The 21772-nt window shown below is 59.9% G+C and carries 14 protein-coding genes and 1 pseudogene; 8 read left to right on the forward strand and 7 right to left on the reverse strand.

What is annotated here, in order from left to right; translation table 11 throughout:
• Positions 1–452: 452 nt before the first annotated feature.
• Positions 453–693, forward strand: a pseudogene (locus tag J2R80_RS41225) (MFS transporter); the annotation flags it as partial.
• Between the two features lie 234 nt (positions 694–927).
• Positions 928–1155, forward strand: coding sequence for a hypothetical protein (locus tag J2R80_RS41230; protein ID WP_253640761.1), 228 nt, complete (start codon positions 928–930; stop codon positions 1153–1155).
• A 310-nt stretch (positions 1156–1465) separates the two neighbouring features.
• Here the strand turns inward: J2R80_RS41230 and J2R80_RS41235 are convergent, their stop codons facing one another.
• From J2R80_RS41235 to J2R80_RS41250, 4 genes are all read right to left on the reverse strand, one after another.
• Positions 1466–2773: a type II toxin-antitoxin system HipA family toxin gene (locus tag J2R80_RS41235; RefSeq protein ID WP_253640762.1), complete on the reverse strand. Its 1308-nt coding sequence runs from the start codon at positions 2771–2773 to the stop codon at positions 1466–1468.
• The gene (locus J2R80_RS41240) at positions 2773–3027 is read right to left on the reverse strand and encodes a helix-turn-helix domain-containing protein (protein WP_050399954.1); all 255 of its coding nucleotides are present in this window, start codon (positions 3025–3027) and stop codon (positions 2773–2775) included. Before J2R80_RS41240 ends, J2R80_RS41235 begins: the two co-directional genes overlap by 1 nt.
• Positions 3028–3254: 227 nt before the next feature.
• Entirely contained in the window at positions 3255–3455 is a 201-nt protein-coding gene (locus J2R80_RS41245) for a hypothetical protein (RefSeq protein WP_253640763.1), read from the reverse strand.
• A gap of 996 nt (positions 3456–4451) precedes the next feature.
• A complete protein-coding gene (locus J2R80_RS41250) occupies positions 4452–7799 on the reverse strand; it encodes an autotransporter domain-containing protein (protein ID WP_253640764.1) in 3348 nt (1115 codons plus the stop codon).
• Positions 7800–8690: 891 nt separating this feature from the next.
• Between J2R80_RS41250 and J2R80_RS41255 the strand changes: the two genes are divergently transcribed.
• Positions 8691–10022, forward strand: coding sequence for an MFS transporter (locus tag J2R80_RS41255; protein ID WP_253640765.1), 1332 nt, complete (start codon positions 8691–8693; stop codon positions 10020–10022).
• Positions 10023–10143: 121 nt separating this feature from the next.
• Here J2R80_RS41255 and J2R80_RS41260 read toward each other — a convergent pair whose 3' ends face one another.
• Positions 10144–11148 (reverse strand): nucleotidyl transferase AbiEii/AbiGii toxin family protein, encoded by a 1005-nt coding sequence (locus J2R80_RS41260; RefSeq protein WP_253640766.1) that lies wholly within the window; start codon positions 11146–11148, stop codon positions 10144–10146.
• Entirely contained in the window at positions 11141–11740 is a 600-nt protein-coding gene (locus tag J2R80_RS41265; RefSeq protein WP_253640767.1) for a DUF6088 family protein, read from the reverse strand. The genes J2R80_RS41260 and J2R80_RS41265 overlap by 8 nt, the downstream gene beginning before the upstream one ends.
• Positions 11741–12425: 685 nt before the next feature.
• On the opposite strand from J2R80_RS41265, the gene J2R80_RS41270 reads away from it, so the two are divergent.
• The 5 genes from J2R80_RS41270 to J2R80_RS41290 are packed head-to-tail and all read left to right on the forward strand — an operon-like array spanning position 12426 to position 19143.
• The gene (locus J2R80_RS41270; protein ID WP_253640768.1) at positions 12426–13955 is read left to right on the forward strand and encodes a Wadjet anti-phage system protein JetA family protein; all 1530 of its coding nucleotides are present in this window, start codon (positions 12426–12428) and stop codon (positions 13953–13955) included.
• Positions 13945–14583, forward strand: a complete 639-nt coding sequence (locus J2R80_RS41275; RefSeq protein WP_253640769.1) for a DUF4194 domain-containing protein — start codon at positions 13945–13947, stop codon at positions 14581–14583. Before J2R80_RS41270 ends, J2R80_RS41275 begins: the two co-directional genes overlap by 11 nt.
• Entirely contained in the window at positions 14580–15176 is a 597-nt protein-coding gene (locus J2R80_RS41280; protein WP_253640770.1) for an ATP-binding protein, read from the forward strand. The genes J2R80_RS41275 and J2R80_RS41280 overlap by 4 nt, the downstream gene beginning before the upstream one ends.
• The gene (locus J2R80_RS41285; RefSeq protein WP_253640771.1) at positions 15098–17971 is read left to right on the forward strand and encodes an SbcC/MukB-like Walker B domain-containing protein; all 2874 of its coding nucleotides are present in this window, start codon (positions 15098–15100) and stop codon (positions 17969–17971) included. The genes J2R80_RS41280 and J2R80_RS41285 overlap by 79 nt, the downstream gene beginning before the upstream one ends.
• Positions 17972–17973: 2 nt before the next feature.
• Positions 17974–19143: a Wadjet anti-phage system protein JetD domain-containing protein gene (locus J2R80_RS41290; protein WP_253640772.1), complete on the forward strand. Its 1170-nt coding sequence runs from the start codon at positions 17974–17976 to the stop codon at positions 19141–19143.
• Between the two features lie 671 nt (positions 19144–19814).
• Here J2R80_RS41290 and J2R80_RS41295 read toward each other — a convergent pair.
• Positions 19815–21413, reverse strand: a complete 1599-nt coding sequence (locus J2R80_RS41295) for an ABC transporter ATP-binding protein (RefSeq protein WP_253640773.1) — start codon at positions 21411–21413, stop codon at positions 19815–19817.
• Between the last annotated feature and the right edge of the window lie 359 nt (positions 21414–21772).

The following is a 21772-nucleotide window of genomic DNA, read 5'->3' on the forward strand; positions in this document are numbered from 1 at the left end:
CTGCACGCAACTAACAAGCAGCGGAGCAAAAGCCGGGCCAAATCGCCTGATGCCTTCGCCGTGCGCAAACAGATGAACGCAGCAACGCCGCGCGGCGGCCCTTCTGCGTGAAAACGGGCGATGCCTGTGCGTCGCCCGCCAATGTTGTCGCAAACTCGCCATTGCACAGGAGCAAAACGACTGCCACGCCTGACAATTGCAGCGCGCCCTGTTCATCTTTGCTGGCGATCGCCGTGATCGGTTCAAGGTTTGAATGGGGCGCAAGAGGCAGGCATTTTTGTTACACTCATCGTCGTGAGCTTCGCCCTGGCATGCGTCAGGCAGATGTAGAGCACCGGGACGTAAGCCCGGCCACCTCAAGCTAGACGACGCGTAGGGCAACTGAAATGCAGCGTGCGCGACCTGACTGGTCGAAATGCTCGGCCGGCGATCGAACTCCAGACGGATCGAGGATGGCTAGGCAGTTTACTGGGGAGAAGCCGGAGCCCGTCCTCTTTCCGGCAGACGAACGCTTGACCGGCCGCGCCGTGTGGGGAGCAACCATCGGCAATATTCTCGAGTTCTACGACTTCGGAACCTATGGCTTTTTCGCCATCCAGATCGGTCATGCATGCTTCCCGGCAAGCGACCCGTTGCCAGCCTCATGCTGTCGCTCGCAACCTTCGGCGCTGATTTGTGACCACGCCGATCGGGCCATTCTGCTCGGCTCGCCGGCGCTTCCAATAGAACAAAGCCGTCCGCCATTGTCTTGTACGAGCATGGCAGAGTCCTTTGGCAACTCCTTTACTGTTGTCGCCGTGACGGCCGACAATGTCTCGGCGGACGGGCCAGAGCAGCGAATCTGGATCGCATTCGCCAAACCGAGCCAGGCTTCGACATTAGTGCTCACCGCTGCCCCCCGAAGGTTGGACAGCGGTGGTTGTGGACATGGAATTGACGGACAAAGAGCGACGAACGTTCGAGGAACTTAACGTCAAGCTCGGCGATGTTTACCGATTGAGGAAGTATAGCCAGCTGCATCGCAGCTACCTATTCAACGCTTACGCCGTTTGCTCTCAGCCTATTCGCGGCCTTAAGCTGGTCTGCGATGTGATCGGAGATGTCGCCGATTTCAGCTTGCAAGTCGGCCTGGATGTTCGGAAACCGAGCCCGTAATAGCGAGACTCAGCCCGTTCGTTGAATATCTCAAGTGCGGCCCGAATCGAGCTCCTCTGGAGCGATCGGGCCATCATAGCGGGAACACCCTGGAGCGCGCGGGGCTGGCGTTGCTGGTGACCATGATCATCATCGGCGCGCCGATCATCGCGTTCCGGCAATTCTGGCGCCGGCGCCGCCGACGGCGATCATGGGCGCGATGATCGCCTGTCGACATTGATGCCGACGCCGACGATCCTCATGCTGCTGGTGCCGGTGTTGGTGCCACCAGCGCTGGCCCGCTCGCACGCAGCCCCTTAGGCTGAAAGTGTCAACGGTCGTTTATAAGACCGATGCGGCGAATAGCGGCGACTCTTATCGAGTCTGCCAATTCTTTGGGAAAGCCTTTGGGGAGGTCCTTTATCACTTTCGCAAAGGCTGCCTCGAAGTTTTCGACGAGATCCTCAAAGATTGCGTGGACTACGGCCGGTCCAACGCCGGAGATTTCGGCGGTCTGTAGGAAATGACGCGGCAAAATATCAGTCATTCCGTAGTGGCGATTTTTGCCGACCGACATTGCAAGTTTAAAAGCTTTGCGCTGAATTTGTCCGGCGTCGAGGCTTGGTTGCGCGCTCAAGACATCATAAAGCGGCGTGAGCCGGAAGCGCCCGCCGGGGCTCAGGAATAGGCTAAAATTCTTGGCGTGTCCGTCAGTTGCGCCGATGAGCCAGAACACGATGCTGGCCCGCAAAAATGTCGCGATGTCTTCGGTCGGTTCATCGCTACCCTTGAGGAGTTGCAGGATGTCTTTCATGCCGGGGCCGCCATCCGATTGATATTTCCGGGTGGTGGGTACGGATAGAGCCTGGCAGCAATCTTCCTGAGGAAGGCGCAGCAACCTTTTATCATTGGTCCAGCGCCTATCGAAGCGCTCGACAATCAACGTGCGGCGACCACCAAAATCGGCGATCTCGACGTTCGCCGTTGGTACGCCAAGCGCGGCCAGCAGCTTAAGGCAGAAATATTCGTTCTCGACGCTGTTCGAGAGATCGATCCCGTTCGGCAAACGACCGATTTGCGGTTTGAGAATGTGCGTCGTCGCCGTGGTACCAGTCGGCTTGTACCATTTGCCATCTCGCCGCAGCAGGGCGGTCTTCTCCTGGGCACCAGCGATGGAAATCCGGAAATCGTCGTCTTCCCCCATCCCAAGTGGAGCGCTCGCAAGGTTCTTGATGATGGCGGCGACATCGCGGTCGGTGACAGCGTTCCCTTCGATCGTACCGGCAGGTCCAGGATCGACACGCTGTGGAAGAAACTGGAGCGCACCAACGCAATCATGCCCGAGTGCAAAGAGCATGCTGTAGGCGTCAGTACCTTTTGCCCCCACCCGCTCCGCGACTCGTTTGCGTATCTGTTCGCTATCGGGCAACAGGTTGTCAAACACGGCGATTACAGGTGCGCCGATATAGCGGTCTTCGCGCAAGGGCAGCGATAGCGAGATTGGGAAGGTCGATTCCCAGGAGAGCCATTGCGGAGTGTAACGAAAGTCGATCGCACCGCTGGACTCGCGCCGGAGCATGCCTGCCAGGCGTGCGTTGACGAACACATTCAGGGGCGCGTTTGCTGGAGGCCGGCCCATCAGAAAATGTCCTCGATGTCAGTCGAGGTGGCCTTGCTGCGGGTACGGACCACCAGTTCAAGATTGAGCGCGGCCAGCGCCTCCATGAGGGTGTGGAGCTGAATGGCAGGCTCGCCCGCTTCCAGTCGGGATACGGTGCCCTGACGCAGATGGATCTGCTTTCCTAAGCCTGACTGGGTAAGTCCGGCCTGTCGGCGAGCCCGCCGTAGAATGGCGCCGAGTTGCTTTTCCGTACGAGCAATATGCTGCGTCATGTGAATCTCCGCGTTCAATATACGCATATCCGTATATATCGTCAATATACGCAAATCCGTATATTACAGAAATATACGCGTTAGCGTATATAACACAGATATACGCGATCGCGTATCGGCTATTCTCGATTGCGGGCGTGCGGGATGGTGCTTGGCAAGTCAGTGTTCGGCAACATTCCAAAATGTCATCGATCGCCGCCATCAATGCTGCCGTACTCGAGGCGTGCTTATCGGTCGTGCCAGATGGTCGCAAAGACGCATCCGCTGTTGGGATCGAAAAATGCGGCTTGCTCGTCCTTCTTGATCTCCTTGCGCTTGGCCCGAAGCAACTGAACAAGACAGCGTCCCTCACCCGCATTGACCAGAAAGTGGCCGGTCGGTTTGTCCTTGGGGCCGCGTTCGGGTTCGACGACAGGAAATTGCAGCATGCCGAGGATGCGATATTGGCGGCGAGAGCTTCGACTTCAGCCTTTCGAATTTGGCATCTTACGAGCATTCTTGGGCGACTTCTTCAGTTTGCCGCGCGGCACCATCACGACGGACTGCGGCGGAGGTCTTGGTTCTGTTGTTTTTCTCCTTAAGGCTGAGGTTGCGCGCGGCAAAAAGCCGCCATAAGCCCTGCCTCGCGGCGAGTAGCGAGGTGTGCAAGGCGCAAGGGCTGAAGGAAGTTGGAACAACTTTTTTAGGGCACCGCGCGGAGCGTGGGGGAGCCAAAACCGAAGGCCTGCGCCGCGCTGAAGGGCCGCGCCCCTAAGCTGCTGCCGCGGCAGCAGCGATACAGTGCTTTAGAGTACTAAAGGCGCGCAGAGCTTGAGAATAGAAGTATTTCCAAAGCCTCGGGGAGAGTGGTGCTCCGGCGGCACCGGCCTTTGAGCGGCACCCGTCTAACGCGGCAGCGATAGCGACGGCGGCTGGCCGCCGGCCCGCTTCAGCGAGTGCCCCCGGCGAGGAGAACCTTATGTCTTCGCGAGTGATCGCGACCCGAAGGGCCGAGACAGCATGCTCGGTGAGCTGGCGCATAGACGAGGTCGTCGCTGCGTATAATTGCGATCTGCGCAGCGCCCTCAAGGTCCTGTTGCTCGCCAATGAGCAGTTGGAGCACATTCTGAACTGTTTGAACGCCGAATTGAACGAGCATATGCAGCGGCATCATCGACAGCAGACGTTGCATTAGCCGGCAAAGTTCGAGTTTGGACCCCCGATCCCCCTAAGCTTTTCGGCGGCAAATGATCTTACTTCGCGCCACCTCAGGCGGGCGCGGCGCCGCGATGTCGCGGCATGTCTTCGGCTGGTGGACCGCTGCGAGACGCCGGCGGCGGCGTTCAGGTGAGCTCGATGGCTGGCCGAGTTTTGGCCGACGAGATGTGGACAGAAATCAACATGGTTCACTGCACAGCGGCGCCGAAGCCACGCATCCCCATTCATCAGAACTTCACGTTGAAGGTAGCATTCAGTCCGTTCTGGGTGATGCCTGAACCGAACTGACCCTGGTAGGCGATGCCAAGAGTGCTGTTGCTCGAAAGCTGGAAGTCCAAACCGGATTCGACGAGTGCCACGTCCTTGCCAATGGATAGGCCTGAAGCTGCAAAAGGGCTGGATCCAGCAGCAAAGCTGGCTGTCGACAGCGGAATGAGGTCGCCTATGGCATGACGCCAGCCAATATCAGCTCGCGCAGTCGTGGCTATCTGGCCAAGTTGAAAACGGGTGGTCGCGTAGACGCCGAGCGTGGAGAGCGTCGTATCCAGCGTGCCAGCGTGAACACTAAGCGCCGCTCCGTTCAACCCCCTCTCGCTAAAGCTGTCCGTCGCCGCGCGAACATAGGCGAGACTAGCATAAGGCTCGATCACCGAATACTTACCGAGATGGACTTTATAGCCGAGTTCTCCAAAAATCTGGAACGTGCCTGCATCGTAATCCGAGATCAAGTTGTCGTTGAACCCTGGGAACCTCACGTTGCGGCTCATCTCAAGATCGTGCCATGTATAGGCAAGTCCTGAGCGGAAGGCGATGGCCCCTTCCGGCACGGTCCACTCGGTGCCGGCATAGGTCCCGAACGTGTAATTGTCGCTGCGGCCTGACGACGAGGCCGCGCCGACCTTGAAAATGGAACGGCTATAGCCTGCAACAACACCGACCCGCCAGTCGTCAAATGCCGACGTGTCGATCCCGGTCATGAGGCCGCTGATGGTGGATCTGGTGCTCGCACCATTGTTATCGCCCGATTGGGTCGTCCATCCGCCAAAGGCAGAAGCCCACGCTGCATACCCCTGCAGGTCATAAGAGGGCAGGCCAGACGAAGCCGGGCCGACCAGGCCTGTGGCAGAGGCAGAATTGCCGCGCGACCACCTCTGCTCAGGACCACAACCCATCACCGCCATCGCTGAGGTTGGCGCGCCGCCAAACGCCTGTTCGAGACGGTTGTAGACTGCCGAACGCGCATAGTAGCTGTCATTGACACGTCTGCCCTGCTCCGACGCATAGATGGACGGAGAAAGTTGACGCAGCCCAGATGTCACCGCCGTGCCGTCCGGTGCGGAAAAGTCGAGCGCTGCGACGAGTGGGTGCAGCCCTGTAGCTGCGTTGCCAGCTACTCGATCGAGCGCCGTGCCCACCTGGCGGCTGTTGGCGTCGGTCCCATAACGCGAATAGGCATCGGATGGGCGGGAGAGTGTCAAGGCGTAGGTGTTGTCGCCTTGAGCCGTTGCACTCGCCAGCAAGGTTGGCGATTGCAGGGCTGTCGTCACGTTCGCGAACGAGCCCGTAAGATTTGTTGCATTCAGCCACTGATCGGAGGAGACGTTAAAGCCGCTGCCATACCAGCCGCGCTGCGGGGTGATCGTGAGCGTACCGTCGAGCGTCGCATTGCCATTCACCACGAGATGGCTGAACGCGCCAGCATCGTTTACGGCGACCTGCAAGCGACCGGTCGAGGTTTGCAGATAGTCGCCATTCACCTTGATGCTGTTGCCCAGACCGTTGATGAGGGGCGCGACAGCACCGCTGTTGGTGAAGCGACCGTTGGCATTGAGGAGATAACTGCCGCTACCGGCCAAGATTGCGTCTTGTGCGACACTTGCCTCGTACAGCTCGTGATTGCCAGTCAATGTCGTGGCGCCACCGGCGAACTGCAGCGAAAGATTGTTACGTCCAACGATATTACCGTCGTAGCGGGTTACAAAATGTGCGTCTGGCTCCTGCGTTGAGTGACCGTTCGCATCAGGCTTCAACCCGAACGTTAATTTAGTCAGACGCGGAGCACCGTTCCCGTCAAGCTGGTTGTAGTCAGACAAGATGTCCCCCGACAATGCAGAGCCAAGCATCACATTGATCTCGCCGACGTAACCATTGTTCGACATGTACATCGCTGCATGACTGCCAGCCAGTCGCCCGGTCAGATCGAACTTGCTGACGAGCGGACCTGCGATCTCGTTCAGCATCGGGGCTTGGTTATTGCCAATCGTGCGAATATACGAACCACGATATTCACGGTCATTGCCCACCACATTGTTACCAAAATCGAAACTTGCCGCGATGCCATGCTCACCGAGAGCCTGCACATCGCCACGCTGAGTCAGTGTGTGATCCTTGCCATAGGCGAACATGACACCGCGCCCATAGGCGCCGTCGGCATACACGCGGGTTCCGGGCGGAATTGTGATCTGATTGTTTTCGCCGTCGACGCGGATGCCGGCGCCCCCTGCTCCTTTCGAAAGCAGGTCGGCGCGCTGGACCACAGTGTTGCCGCTGCCATAGACGTGCAGTCCCAGTCCGAGCGTAGCTGTATTGTATGTATTTGGCAGATAGGCGCTACCCTCAGCACTGCGAGCGAAGAAGGGATTGTCATTGACCAGATTTTGGCCGTTTCCGTAGATGGAGAACCCGAACAAATTGCGCCGATCGATAGTGTAACCTATATCTTGAAACGCGGCGATCTCCGCTTCCATTAGGGCGGTGTAGTTCCGGTATCGCTGATGACTCATCAAACTGTTCTTCAGTTCGCTGTGCGCCATAAAGTCCGTCGATCGCAGCGGAATACCTGGCATGGCACCGGCCAGCACTTCGCTCACATGCTGCCCTCTGAAATAGCCTTGTTCACGTCGCAGATCGAAAACGTCGGCAGCTGGCTGGTTCGGGCATTGGGAACAATATATCGCCTGCCCCGGCTGAGCCTGTTTGCCATTGTCATCGTACAAATGACTCGTCCACCGATTTATCGTTTCGGAAATATACAGCCCGTCGGCACGACCAATGAAGGCAGCACCAGTCATACCGAGCAGATGCGCGTTCTCGTGCACGCTAACGGCTGAAAGGTTTGTGCTCGGTGTCATAGACACTTGGGACGGGACGTAGGTGTACGGTGAAAATCCCATCTGGCCGATGCCGATCGCGCCATGAGCACCAGATTCAAGTTCGCCCGGATCCTGACCGGTGAGCGCAGCCTGCACCTTCGTGCCGGCTCCATGAGAAGGGGACATGCCCCAGGCGTTGTTATCGTAGTCCGCGCTGATACTAATAATCGCTGGCGATTGACCAGGGATGACCTTGATGATTTCCGCCCAATACCGAATCCCGGTAAGCACCTGACCTATCTCCCAACGAGACAAATTGCGCGATGAAGATCCCGGATCGGCCTCGTCGGCACTGAGTATGCGGACCCGCATGAACGGCACACCGTTCGAATCAGCGACATCGTAAATTTCGACGGCCCTACTGGGCGACCCCAGCACCGCTGTAACTGTAAGCACGACGGCGGCGATTGTCTTCGTATTCATACTACCCATTCTATTCGAGGCGTTGATTGCGGCGCGGTTGCCATCACACGTTCGACCATGCGCACGCGTGATGCGCTTGAGCAAAGCGCGCCTGCCGTTGATCAAACACTGGCTGTGCACATTCACGGCGACAACCTGACGGCCGCGCCGCAATATCAAAGGAAGGCTCCTCCCGTGGAGGAGACCTGATGAATCCGGGTCAACTCACAGAGGCGCGCTCGCTGATGACGTTTACTTCCATTTCCTGGAGCTCAGTGTCCGGTGCATGAGGTTCGCCATGTGCGTCCGGCTGAACGCGGCCCGCCATGAGCGGATATCCTCGACGTCTGCAGCGCAGGCTGCGATCCGTCCTTTAAATTGTGTCGTCAACAATGCGAGCTCATGCCACCTCTGATCGTAGGAGGATCCCTGGTTCTGCAGCGACAATTCCGACAAAGTAGGTGGCCGCACACAACTGGTAAGCAGTGGAGCAAAAGCCGGGCCAATTGCCTGAGCTTTGCGCACACGCGCAGCCGGCTGAACCCTGTCTGCATGCGCGGTCATCTGTGTGAAAGCAGGCGGCTTCTGTTCGGTGCCCACCAATATTGTCGCAAACTCGCCATGCACAGAAGCACAACGAGCGCTGCGCCCGACAATTGCAACGCGCTTGCTCATCTTTGCCGGCGATTGCCGCGATCCGTCCAAGCTTTGAAACGGGCCGCAAGAGGCAGGCATTCTTATTGCATTCATCGTCGTGAGCTTCGTCCTGGCATGCGTGAGGAATGTAGAGCACCGGGACGCGGGCCCAGCCCACCTCAAGCTAGATGACGTGCAGAGCAAGTGAAGTGCAATGCGCCCGACCTCGCTGGTCGAAATGCTCAGGCCGGCGATCGTGCCTCAGACGGATCGAGGATGGGCAAGCAATCTACTCGGCAGAAACCGGAGCCGGTCCTCGTTCCGGCAGACGAACGCTTGACCGGCCGCGCCGTGTTAGGTGCAACGATCGGCAATATTCTCGAATTCTACGACTTTGGGACCTATAGCTTTTTCGCGATCCAGATCGGACAAGCGTTTTTCCCGGCAAGCGACCCGTTCGCCAGCCTCATGCTGTCGCTCGCAACCTTCGGCGCGGGTTTTGTGACCAGGCCGATCGGGGCCATCGTGCTCGGCTCGTATTCAGATCGGGCCGGGCGCCGGCCCGCGATGACCGCCAGCTTTGTCCTGATGAGCGCCGCGATCCTTGTGTTAGCGCTCACCCCCTCATACGGGACAATAGGAGCTGCTGCTCCGCTCCTGGTCATTGTCGCGCGTTTGGTGCAAGGCTTCGCGCTCGGCGGTGAGGTTGGTCCGACAACTGCCTATTTGCTGGAAGCGGCGCCGGCCGAGGGGCGCGGTCTTGCTGTCTCGTTTCAGCCTGCCAGCCAACAAATCGCTGCAACGGCCGGGGCGCTTGTTGGAGAAATACTCTCCCTGACCATGACAAGCGAGGCACTCAACGCGTACGGATGGCGGATCGCGCTCTTGCTCGGCGCCGCTACGCTGCCGTTCGGATTTTGGCTGCGGAGCGGCTTGCCCGAAACGTTGCACCGGCCCCAAGCGCCGGCTCCGGGCGTTCACCCTGTAGGAAGATTGCCTGCCACTCGCCGTATCATGAGCTTGGGATTCGTCGTCCTGGCCAGTTGCACGATCATCACCTACGTCACGGGATATATGACCACCTATGCACTGAACACCCTACAAGTTTCCGCGCCTCTCGCCTTTGGCACCACGCTCGTTAGCAATACGGTAGGAATTGCTGCCGCGCTGCTGGGCGGCTGGCTCGCAGACCGCGCGGGCCGCCGGCACATCATGATATGGCCGCAGATCGCTGCGTTGTTGATGACCTATCCGGTGTTCTTCTGGATCTCAGAGAGCCGCAGTGCCCTCGCACTTCTCGGGGGTCTCGGCGCGCTCACACTTATCGGAACGATTCCGTATAGCGCCTTCTATGTGAGCATGGCCGAAGGTTTGCCTAAGAACATTCGTGGTGGCGCCTTCGCGATCATCTACGCTTTTGCGATAGCGATCTTCGGAGGCACAGCTCAACCAGTCGTCACCTGGCTGATCTATCTTACCGGGAGCGCGCTGGCGCCCGCCTGGTACATGCTTATCGCTAGCGCGGCTGGGCTCCTTGCCATGCTCATGATGCCGGAGACGGCACCGCTCAAAATTAACAGCGCTGTAAACAAGCAAAGCCCGCTATAGCGTGGCGAATGCGCTATTTTTCCAACGTGCAGCAGCGCGTGCTAGGGCTCATCTTCGGCAATCCTCAGCACAGCTTCTATACGTCGGAAATCTTTCGAAGCGTCCGTTCCAGCAACCGGCCTCACTTACTATTTGCGCGCCGCTGCAGAGCTTCACAGCGCTTCATGAGCTGCTCAAACGGCTCAGGTTCGCCGAGAAGTAATCCAGCGTCGATCGTCTTTTGATAATCGGCCTCAAGGTCCTTACGCATCTTTTCGTCAGGAACTAACTGAAGCTTGCCGGATATCGCGGCGTGATAGTCGATGACATTGTCGTCGCGATCTTTCTCCCGGAAGAACTTGCTCTTCCAATCGGCGACTTCCTGCGCCAGCACTTTGTCATCGAAGGCGGCTTGCGCAAATCCCTTATCATCGAGCTTCACGAGATCGTACCAATGGCGCGACACACGATCGCCCGCGATACCCTGAGCGCAAAGAACGTGGACGGCCGTTGCTTTCTCCCAAACGGTGCGCTTGGGAAGCATGATTTTTGGGGTCGCTACAGGAAACTCGAGCTCGGACAGGGATTTCGCCGCATCGCAGGTGATCTCTCTCGTCTCGGACGGCTGACCGGTCGAGCGCGCACCGAATTCGAGCTTGATCCAGGGCGGAACATAGTCGAAGCCCTGGGTCAGCTTTTCATAGTCGACATAGATGACATCGTTCTCAACACGGAACGTGACGTCGACTCCTGTAGCTGCTGCGTGTTTCTGTAGGACAGGAAGTGTCTTGTCTTTGACCCAGGCGGTGAGCCGCTCGCGAGCAAGCTTTGTCCACTTGTCGGCCTGGCTTCGCGAAGCGGGTATGGGTGGGTCGCCCGTGGCAAGCTCAGGAATGATCCGGCGGACATCGTAAGTGAGATCGATATCCTCCGAGAACCGTTCGATGACGTCGTAACCTTTGGAGAGGGACGTACCTCCCTTAAAGACAAGATGCTCACCCAATTCAGAGTCAAAGAGTCCTTGCAGGGCCCAAACGGCCCAGATGTCCTTCTCCAAAAGATGGACCGGGCGGCCTGAGGCGGTGGCGGCGACGCCAAGTGCCTCAAGCCTCTCGTCACGAGAGAGCGTCAGGTAAAGTTCAGCCATGATTTAGAAGGGATTGGCTGACGGATTTCGACATCCACGGAGGCATCGCGCGACGCAGCGCGACGAGATCCTGCAAAGTGTCGTCGGACAGCTTGCGCTTCAATACCTTAAGAGCCTCGCCCGCCTCTCGCTCGCCGAGCCAGGCAAGAGCCCGGATTGCCTGTCCAGCAATCGAGTCTGTCGGCAGAAGCATCCAGTGCGGTGCATGCCGCATCTCAACCGTCTGTGCTCCGAGACGAAACTGACGATCTGGACCGGAGGTCAAATAGACGAGCTTCGTCGGCACTTGCGTAGTGAGACCAAGTTTATTCGCGGCCGCGGCTCCGTGTGGAACGATCGTTTCCGCGTGCGTGGAAGCCAGCGCTTCGATGACCTTTTCGGCAGCCGGCGCGCGTATGCCAAAACGTGTTTTCACTGGCAGAGCGTAGAGCCCATGGGCAAGACGCATCAACTCGTTGCGTTTGGCGAGACGCTTCAAAGCTTGATCGACCGCAGCACGGCTTCCCAAATGCAAAACTTCCTTAGCACCGATCAAAGTGCCTTCTGGAAGTGCTTGGGCATAACTCAAAATACGCTCGGCGACGGTTTGCATGGTTTCCCTCCGTTGTCAGAAACATAAGCCAATTTCTGACAACACGCAAGGTTTATCGAAATAAAAAATAAAAATCAATAACTTAGCCGCTGCTTGATATTACTTAGCAGGGGCCAAAATCAGAACGGCAAGGGCATGAAAGGCCATGAGCGTGTGGGGTCTCATTGCTCGGGGCATCGAACGGTGGGCTCAATCCTCAAGCCCTCCGTCGGCAAACGAGATGGAGGCGGCAGAAGCGCGGCCGTTACACACTTCAGCGGTTCGCAGGGCACAAACTACAGATTGCGACCACCTTAGCACCACGCCCGGCTTGGATACTCAACGGAGCCCTGCTCGTCCGTCAGCCCGGAGGCTTCCGTCCTCAATAGTTCTTCCCTAAGATCTCCGCGCCTACTTCGGCCGAATAGCGGGGCTTTTTTGTCTCATTGGACAACATAGCTTGCCGAAGTTCTTTGAACGGCTTTTCCCCGAAGACCCATCCCTCCCTCAAAGCGCCGGCACGGAGCCCTGAGGCTCGACAGCTTCCCTTCGGCAAGCTATATAGGAACATACAGCGAACAAAACCCTTCTGGTTGCGAGTCCTCGCGATGCATCTCGACTGAAGTATTTCCCCAGTAGATCATGAGGTTAGGGGCAGGGCAGCTCGCCCCTTCTCTGGATGACGCCGATTCAGGAGTGGTAGCGATTGTCCTTGTTCCGTCATTTGCATGATGAGGCTTTTTTGGCCTTCTCGCGCGATCACAAGCACCTGTACGCGGCCTGTCTGCTCGACCTCCTCGAACGCTTCTTTTCAGGCGCGCCGTCGTTCCCGACTCCGCAGCAGGTCGTCCACGCCATCTATGACGTCATGCGCGCCAACCCAGCCCTCTGGAGCGAAGGCGACGACTTCGGCACCTTGCCGGAAATGATCTCGGCAGGTCGCCGCCGTATCCGGAAGGCCGACGTCGCGCTCGCGTCCGAGAAGGGCGACAAGGCGCTCGGTCTGGCGCGGCAACTCTACGCGCGGCTGCTCGCCTGGGGTTGGCTTGAGGAGGAGGAATACGGGCTCCGTGTCACGGTCGACATGGCTATGGGACCGCTGCTCGTGATCCAGCGGCTCGCGAGCCTCAATAAGGATCTCTCGCAGCGGTTCGGCGGCTTGATCGTGCAGATCCGCCTCAATCTCGAAGCCGTCGAAAAGCTGAGGCCCGAGATCACCGACCGCAAGCAGCGCGAAGCCGCGCTCGCCGTCCGCGAGGCACGCAACCAGGCCGACCAGTTCACCAAGAGCCTGCGGGCCATTCTGGCCGACCTGAAGCGGATCCGACGGACCGTCATGGAATCGAAGACGGTGGCTACCCGGCTGGAAGCCTTCTTCGAGGAGTTCGTCGACCAGCTCCTGCTGAAGGATTTCGAGTCCATCCTCACCGTCAACCATCCGTACCGCTTCCGCGATGCCATCGTCGATCTCGCACGGCGGATCTCCTATACACCGGACACCATGCAAGTCCTCGCCGAGGAGTACACCGCTTCCAGCATGGCCGCCGACGTCGAGGACGGTCGAATGGCGGCGGCCGACGATCTGCTTGCAATCGAAAACATCTTCGAACAGATCGGCGAGATGTTCGAACGGATCGAGGCCTTCCGCAGGCAGCTCGAGGCCCGGGTCCGCAATACCATCAAGTACGCCGAGCGCGGCGGGCAAGGACTCGTCGGCCGGGCCGGCGACCTGGTGCGGCGGCTGGACGCTCTGCTGCGAGACGGCAGGCACGATAGGGCGACCGTCGAGTGGAGTATTGAGCCGCTGCGGTCGCCCTGGTCGGAGCACCATCAGGCGCCGGCCAGGCAGCCGCGCCGCCCGGTCGAGGCAAGGGAGCTCGCCGGCCCGCCCTCGGACCCGTTGTACGAGCTGAGGAAGAAGCTCCGTCTCGAGTACATCGCTCGCATCGCGCCCCGGCCCGAGGATGTCAGACGATTCCTTGAGGGCCAGGTGCCGCCATTCGCGACCAAGGAAGCTCGCTTCATGGAAATCGACACCGTGGACGACTTCCTCGCCTTCGATTGCGCCCGCCGCTATGCGCTGACGGGCGAGGTTCCGCCGCAGGTCGCGGCCGGATTCGATCTGGAGCCGCGCCCAGACACGCCGCCACACGACAGCGATTGGCTTCGTTGCGCGAACTTCCTGGTCAGGCGGTCCGGCAGGCTCCGGAAAGCGGAGGCGCCCAATGCTCAGTGAGTTCGAACACGTCGAGCGCTCCTTCGGCGCGGAAAAGGCGGCCGACCTCCGCAAAGCGCTGCACTTCCTGCTGCGGCGGCAGTTCGTGTTCGCGGGAGATCCCAGAACCGGAACCGTCTACAACATGATCATGGACGGCCGCTTCCGCAACGTGGTCGATGACTTCTTCGATAGTTGCGGATACCGCGTCCATCGCGATCCGGAGGCGCAGTGGGCCGGCATCGTCGCCATGGATGAGGACGTGCCGCTGCCCCGGATGAAGCTCGACGAAACCATCGTCATTCTGGTGCTGGCAGCGTACTGGCAGCAAGAGGTGAACGTCGGAGCGGTCGAAGACCGGGCCGTCGTGGTCGCCACCTTGAACGATCTGTTCGACCGCTACCGCGAGATGGCGCAGCACGGCGGCGGAGGCGCGATCTCGGCCGCCCGCTTCCGCGACATTCTGCGCGAGGCTGCCCAGCGCAGCCTTGTCGAGATCGGCGACTTCGACGACGAGCAGCAGGACTGCGAGGTCAGGATCCGCCCGATGATCAAGCTGATCAGCGGCGGCGACGCCCTGCAACGGCTCGAGCGCTACGTGCGCAGCGAGGAGGCCCGCTTTCCGCAGCCCGCGGGAGACGAGGCATGATGGAGCTACGCCACCTGACGATGGTGAACTGGCACCTGTTCGACGTCGCGGACATCGACGTGACGGGGCACGTCGGCGTCCTTGGCGAGAACCGTTCCGGCAAATCGACGATCCTGGACATGGCCCAAGTCGTACTCACCGGCGGCAGCCGGCGGTTCCTGCGCCTGAACGCAGTCGCCGGCGACAGCGGAAAGTCGCGTAGTGGCTCGAAGCGCAGCGTCGTCGACTACTGTCTCGGCACGCTCGGCGAGGACCAGCGCCGGCGCGACGAGGCGCGCACCTACATCGCGCTCGGTTTTGAAGACACGGAAGGCGCGCGGCCGCCGGTCACAATCGGCATGGCGCTCGAGGCGCGGAAGTCAGACAGCAGGGAAACCGTGCTGGCGCTGTTCGTCACCGTCGGCACCCTTCTAAGCTCCAAGGACTTCATCGAACAGCGAGGGAAGTTGCAGTTCCCGGCGCAGTGGGAAGACGTGCGCGCCCGGATCGGGCCGGCGACTACGTCCGCGAATACATGCGCCATCTCCTGCCGCATTCGCCCTACGGCGAGCAGAACGCAAGCGCCCTGCAAAAGTCGATCGTCAATGCGATGACGCTCGATCACAACCAGACGGCCACGCAGTTCGTGCGGAACTATATCCTCGAGGACAGTCCGATCGGGATCAAGGAGCTGCGCGAGTCGATCCAGACCTACCGCAATATCAGCGAAACGATCCGGAAAATGCGCCTCAGACTCGAAGCCCTGAGGGCACTTCGGGGGGTTCTCGCCGCACTCGAAGAGGCGCTCGAGACCAAGTTCAGGGAGGAGTGGATCGCCAAACGCGCGGCCTGGCTCGCGGCGCGCGCGATCAACCTGGACTTTAAGACCAAACGGCGTACCGAGATGGCGCGCCGAGATGCCGCAGCAAAAGAACTCGAATTCATCGAGGAGGACGTCAAGGCCATCGATCAGGAGATCGAACGCCTGACGGCGGCGATCGCCGAGCACGATGCCAAGACCGGAAGAAAGTCGCTGCAGCAGAGCGCCGATGTGGCCGCGCAGGCGGCGCACCGCGCCTCGGCCGAGTTCAAGGCACGCCTGGATAACATCCGCAGCCTGTATCCGCTCCGGGCGATGTGCGCGGACTCTTTCGAAGACTTCGTCCCTGCGCTGGAGCGTCTTCTAACCGCCGCCGTCGGGGCCGACATAGCGGGCGTCTCAGACGAGCTCTCCGCGGCCGAGAAATCCTTCGCGACCAGCGGTGCGAAATGGCTGCCGAAGATCGACGAAGCGCGTCAGGCGATCATCGCGGAGCTTTCCGGGCTGCGAGGCCGGCGCGACGAGGTGCTGGAACGGGTCCGACAGCACGCCTCCGGAGGGGCGCGGGCCTATCTTGGCGACGACACTGAACTCCTCTGCCGAAGGCTCCGGCAGAAGGGAATGGCCCCGCGCGTGCTCTGTGACATCATCGAAGTCGCCGAACCCGAATGGGTGGGGGCCGCCGAGGCGCTCCTCGGCCGCGACCGGGAGGCGGTGTTCGTGGACAGAGCGGACATCAGCGCCGCCACGGCGATGTTCAAGGAAGGCCGCCGCGAGTTTCGCCACGCATCCCTCGTGAGCCTGAACAAGCTCGAGCAGTTCAGGGCCAAGCCGGAGCGCGGCAGTTTCCCCTCCATCTTCCGGAGCCAGGATCCGGACGCGATGGCGTTCATCATGCGCCGCTACGGCACGGTCCGTCTCGCCGACACGCTCGATCAGTTCAATAGGCCCGGCCGGGCCATCATGAAGGACGGCCTCTACGACGATGGACTCGTCAGGACCCATCGCTGGATCGAAGCCTCGCAGCACAAGATCGGAAAGGCGGCCCAGGCGAACGCCCTGCGCTCCCTGCAAGATCAGGCCGAGGAACTGGATCGGCTCCTGGCCGACAAGAGCAAGGAGGCCCAAGCCGCGGAGCAGGCCTTTGCCGCTCTGAAGAACATCTGTGAGGGGCGTGACGACCTGAAGGCTTTCGCTGCGGCCTTCGCGGCCGCGCAGATCGAGATCGGCGAAGCCCATGCCAGGCTCGATGCACTCGATGGTGCGGGCGACGGCGGCCTTCGCGACAAGAAGCGAGCGCAGCAGAAGCTGAAGGACAAGAGGCTCGACGAGAGAAAGACCCAGCAGAAGGCGTTTGGCGAGCATGACGGCGAACTCAGATCGGCCGAGAGGAGGCTCAAAGATGGGGAGAACGTGCCGGGCTCCGAGCTCAACCTCCGGGTCGCCCGATCGATCTACCGCAAGACCTTCCCGCTCTACTCCGCCGCGAAAGGCAGGCTCGTCTACCGCGAGCGCCTCGATGCCGCAGCAAAAGGCGGTTTTGCTGAGAAACACCGTGCCATCGCAGACAAGGCGGTTAAAGATGCCGACGCCTCGGACGTCGAGCGCGTCCGGATCGAGCGCCGGGTTCGCGAGTTCCTCTACGATTACTTCGACCAATTCGGGATGAGCTCGCAAGTTGGCGCCGAAAGCGAGCCGCTACGCGAGGTGAAGCCCTGGATGGAGCAGCTCATCTCGGATATCGAATCCAACGAGCTGCGCCAGTACGAACGGCAGGCCCGAGAAGCAGCAGAAAAGGCCTCTACGCTACTTCGCGGCGAGTTCATCAACGCGCTCACGGCCCGGATCGGCAAGATGGAGCGGGAACTGCAGTCGTTGAACCGTAGCCTCTACGCACATTCCTTCCACAACGAGAGATATTCGTTCCATCGCACCCAAGTGGTGGAATTCCAGCCCATCCTGAAGATCATCGAGATCGCCAAGACCTCTCCGGAGGCGCTCGACATGCTGTTCCGGGGCGATGTGCCCGATGACTTCCCGCACAAGGATACGATTCTTGCACTCGAGGCGCTGCTAGAGGATCCCGACAAGGACTTCACCCAGTTTGAGGACTACCGCAACTTCTACACCTTCGAGATCCACATGGAGGATGTCGCTACCGGCCGCTCGACCCGCTGGGAGCAGCGGCGCGGCACCGGATCGGGCGCCGAACAGCAGGTACCCATCTATGTCGCCATCGGCGCTTCGCTCGCCGCCGTCTACGGCAGCGCCGAGCGTCGTACGGGCAAGCCCGCCGGCTTCGCTCTCGCCATGTTCGACGAGGCCTTCTCGAAAATGGACGGCAAGAACCAGCGGCAGATGATGAGCTTCTATAAGAATCTCGGGCTCCAATTCGTGATCGCGGCGCCGTTCGAGAAGCGGGTCGCCGTGCTCGAGCACATGGATACGATCGTGGAAGTGGACCGCATTGGCGAGCAGTCCAGAGCCACCGTGGTGGAACTGAAAGAGAAGGCCAAGCGCGAGCTGATGGCAATCGATCCGGACCTAATGTCCGAAGATGAGCTCGCCAGCCGTCTGGCCGCCGAGTAGCCATGGCGCGGCGTTTCACGGACGCGAACGGCCTCCTGAATGACCTGCTCGATCGCTTCGAGGCCGGCGCCGCGAGCCCGATCGCGCACCCGGATTATGCCGCCTTCGTCTCGGTCGTCGCGGCGGACGCCTTCCTCAAACAGATCAGGGAAGCCGAAGGTACCGGCGCGGTGTCCGTTGGCTGGGGCCGAGGCGTCAAGCGGGATCAGGTCGCACACGTGCGGCTGGCCTCGGCGGAGATCCTATACCGATATCTCGACCGCACCCCCGCGTCGCGGATTGCGCAGGACGCTGCGGCAAGGCTTGCCGCCGGATCGGCGCTGCGCGACTCTCTGAAGAACAGCGCTTCCCAAATCGCCGAGGTCTGGGGACGGGGGAAGACGTGGCACGGATTCGCTTCGTCCGACGTCGAGATGCTGCGCGACGCCTTCGTTCTCGCCCAGGCCATCCTGGACGACAAGCATCTCGACGTCGACTACAAGACCTTCTCGCGACGGACGGTGGGTCACAGCAAGACGCTCGAACGCATCGAGGGTGCGGTCGTGCGGCTCCTGAGCGGCATCCTGGAGTTTCCCCCCGGCGCGCGGCCCCGCGAGGCACTGCGGGCAATCGGACTGGAACGCTTCGCGCCACCGCTGCTGGTCGCAGGAAAAATCGACCTCGATGGAGCCGACCTCTCCAGGATTTCTCCACATTACCTCGGAATCACTCCCAAGGAAGCAGATCGCGTTCGTTTTCGGGAGCCACCGGCATACATTCTGACGATCGAAAACTTCGCAAGCTTCAACCGACACATTGCCGAGGCGGACCCCGGTCGACTGGGAACGACGATGTATGTCGGCGGTTACCCTTCGCTCGCCACCCAGCAGGCGCTGCGGATGATCGCAGGGTCGGTATCCGAAAAGACGCCAATCTTTCATTGGTCGGACATCGATCCCGACGGGACCTGGATCTTCCACACCATCGAGCGCGCCATCGGCCGACCGATCCGACCCCACCTGATGAGCGTCGAAATTGCGGAGCGCTCGGGACAAATGCCGTCCAAAAAATCCGCACCCGCCAGATGCTCACCACAGTCCGGTATCGCGCGGCTGGCAGCGTACCTGGCGGAAGATGGAGCCAAGACGCTTGAGCAGGAAGAACTCGATCCCGTTTTGCCAGAGCTTCGTTAGAAAATCCGTGTCGGTGTGAGGCCGACATCGCGCCGTCCGCAGTTCAAGGATCTCGGCCGGCGATGGTTGAACAACACATGCGATCGGCAAAGCGGACGCCATGAGTAAGGCGGCTGCTTGCCGGGATCGAAAAACGCCGTCGGCACGCGCTCGACACGCCCCCAAGCACCGCCTGCTCTCCGGAAGAGATCGCGTCCACCGTTTTTCCTGAGTTGCATACCCACCGTCGTGGTCAAGCGCATGCGTGCAAGGGCGGCGCCTGCGATCCGGGTGACGGCGCAGGACCATGTCCATCTCGCCAATGCCCGCGAAGGCATCGTGGCCGATGTTGCCGTCCGGACGCGAGTAATGGGTAGCGGGGCGATGTCTACCTGGTCGCCGAGCTCTTCAATCGCGGCACATATGCGCAGAATTCCGTCTGGTGCAGCCTGAATTCAGGACGAAGGAGCCTGTTCCGACCGCAAGCCGGCCGATCGCCAACTTACGCGTCGCAGATTGGCAATCGGCACCCTAGAATACTTCACGTCTACCGGAGCACAGGGCCCCGATTCCATCATAGATACCGGGGATGGTCTCTATGACGTGGGTAGCTCCTTGAACGGCGAAGGCATCTCGTCCGGCGCTGCACCTTCTATGCGGCGTCAACGCGCCGGGCCGATCATTCACTTCGGCTATGTCACTGACAAGCCGCAGTCGGTCAGGTCGACCACGACGTCGCTTGTAGAAACGACGCCCTTGCGGTGAGTGATCGCCAGCACGGTCACATCTTTGGCTAGCGTACGGATATGGTTCATAATGTCCTGCTCGGTTTCTTCGTCGAGCGCGGAGCTGGCCTCGTCAAGAAGAAGGATCGCCGGCTCGCCATAAAGCGCGCGGGCAATAGCAATACGCTGGCGTTCCCCGCCGGAAAGCTTCAAACCACGTTCTCCAATTGCTGTGTCAAATCCTTCAGGCAAGGCCTCGATCAAGGGGAGAATAGCGGCTTTTTCCGACGCAGCGCGAAGGCGCACCTCGTTGCGGGGCCGCCCTAGCAGGATGTTGTCGGCTAGCGACTCATTGAGCAACATCACGTCCTGCGGCACGACAGCAACTGCGGCATACCAATCCGCGCGTTCGATGCCCGCTATATCGGTTCCATCTACCAGAATACGACCGCGGTCCGGTTCAATCGATTTCAAGACGAGCTTAAAGATTGTCGATTTTCCCGATCCCGATTCACCGACAAGGAAGGTAATCCCACCCCGCCCAGCCACAAACGAGACGTCCGTAACGCCACGACCGTTGTCGTAGGCGTAACCAATGCCCTCGAAAGAGAGCTGGCCAGCGGAGGGCGTGAAATCTTGAGCGTGAGACGGTCTCCGCTCTTCGGGTGCGGCCCATAGTCTAGCCAGAGGGATGAGGTCGGCTCGCGACCGCGCCGCGTCAGAGATGGCGCGCGCAACCATCTCGAATGGCATATTGAGCTGGAGTAGAAGCGTGTTGAATAGCACCATATCCCCGATGGTGACCGCCCCGACCTGGTATTCAGGTATGAGAAGGAAAAACGTGACCGCAAATTGTAGCGCGACGGCTGGGCCGAGCACGGCGATGTAGGCAACGCGTTGCAACACATAGGCGCGCCAGTTATCACGCACCTCCCGCGCCGTTATCGTAAAGCGCTGGCTCATCCAGGAATGACTGCCGAAATAGCGCAGGGTGTCCATGGAGCTCATGACGTTGCCAACGAAACGCGCATTGTCCTGTCCGGCTTCTCTGGCTCGTTCCAGGAACACGTACGCCCGACGCGTGGAACTCCACGTCAATGCAATTAGGACTGCCCCATAGACGACGACGATTGCAGCGATCTGGATATTGAGGAGCGCGCCGAGAGTGGCGAACGTAAGTAGAAGTTGTGTTGCAGCAGGGATGAAGACGACGATCCCAAGCTGGACCAAAGCCGTCAGGGCGCTGCGCCCGCGCGCGGCCGCATTCTGTATCTCTACGGGATTGTGCTCAAGAAAAAAGGGCGCGGTTTTCCTCAAGATGCGATCAAAGAAGCCCGTTGCAGCGATGAAGCCCAGGTTCTCGGCTGTCATGAAGGACAGATACTGCAGCATGCGCTGCAATGCGGAGGCTACCCCAAGTAGGACCGCATAGCCTGCGAACCCCCACGCAAGCACCGACATGTCTTCCTCGCGCGGGAGACGGTCAATGAGACACGAAAATACATAGGGCGCTGCGACGCTGGTCGCGCTTGAGATCAGCACCACGGCGACAACGACGAGAAGCAACCACCGATCGGAGCGCCAGTACGCATGTAAAATTTCGGAAACCGGTGATAACGTGCTGCCGTTCGACATATCTAGCGGATAGAGAAATGGGCTTTGCTGAGGTTGAAAGAGCCGACATAGCCCTGTTCGCACGATGATTCCATGGCGAGCGCACGTGAAGATGCTCGATGAGGGCTCGCAGCACTTTCCTGTGTATCATTGCTTGGCTTCAAATCAATTGATCCAGCACGGTCATCAACTCACCAAGGCTGGTAGGTTGTCGTCTGCCTTCTCACATGAGAGATCATTTTGTGGCGGGGTGGCTGAACGCCAGCTGCGAATTTTGCGATTCTTGTTTGGCGATTGACAACTCGACGGAG

It is taken from the genome of Bradyrhizobium sp. USDA 4541 (assembly GCF_024171085.1).
Lineage (GTDB): Bacteria > Pseudomonadota > Alphaproteobacteria > Rhizobiales > Xanthobacteraceae > Bradyrhizobium > Bradyrhizobium australafricanum.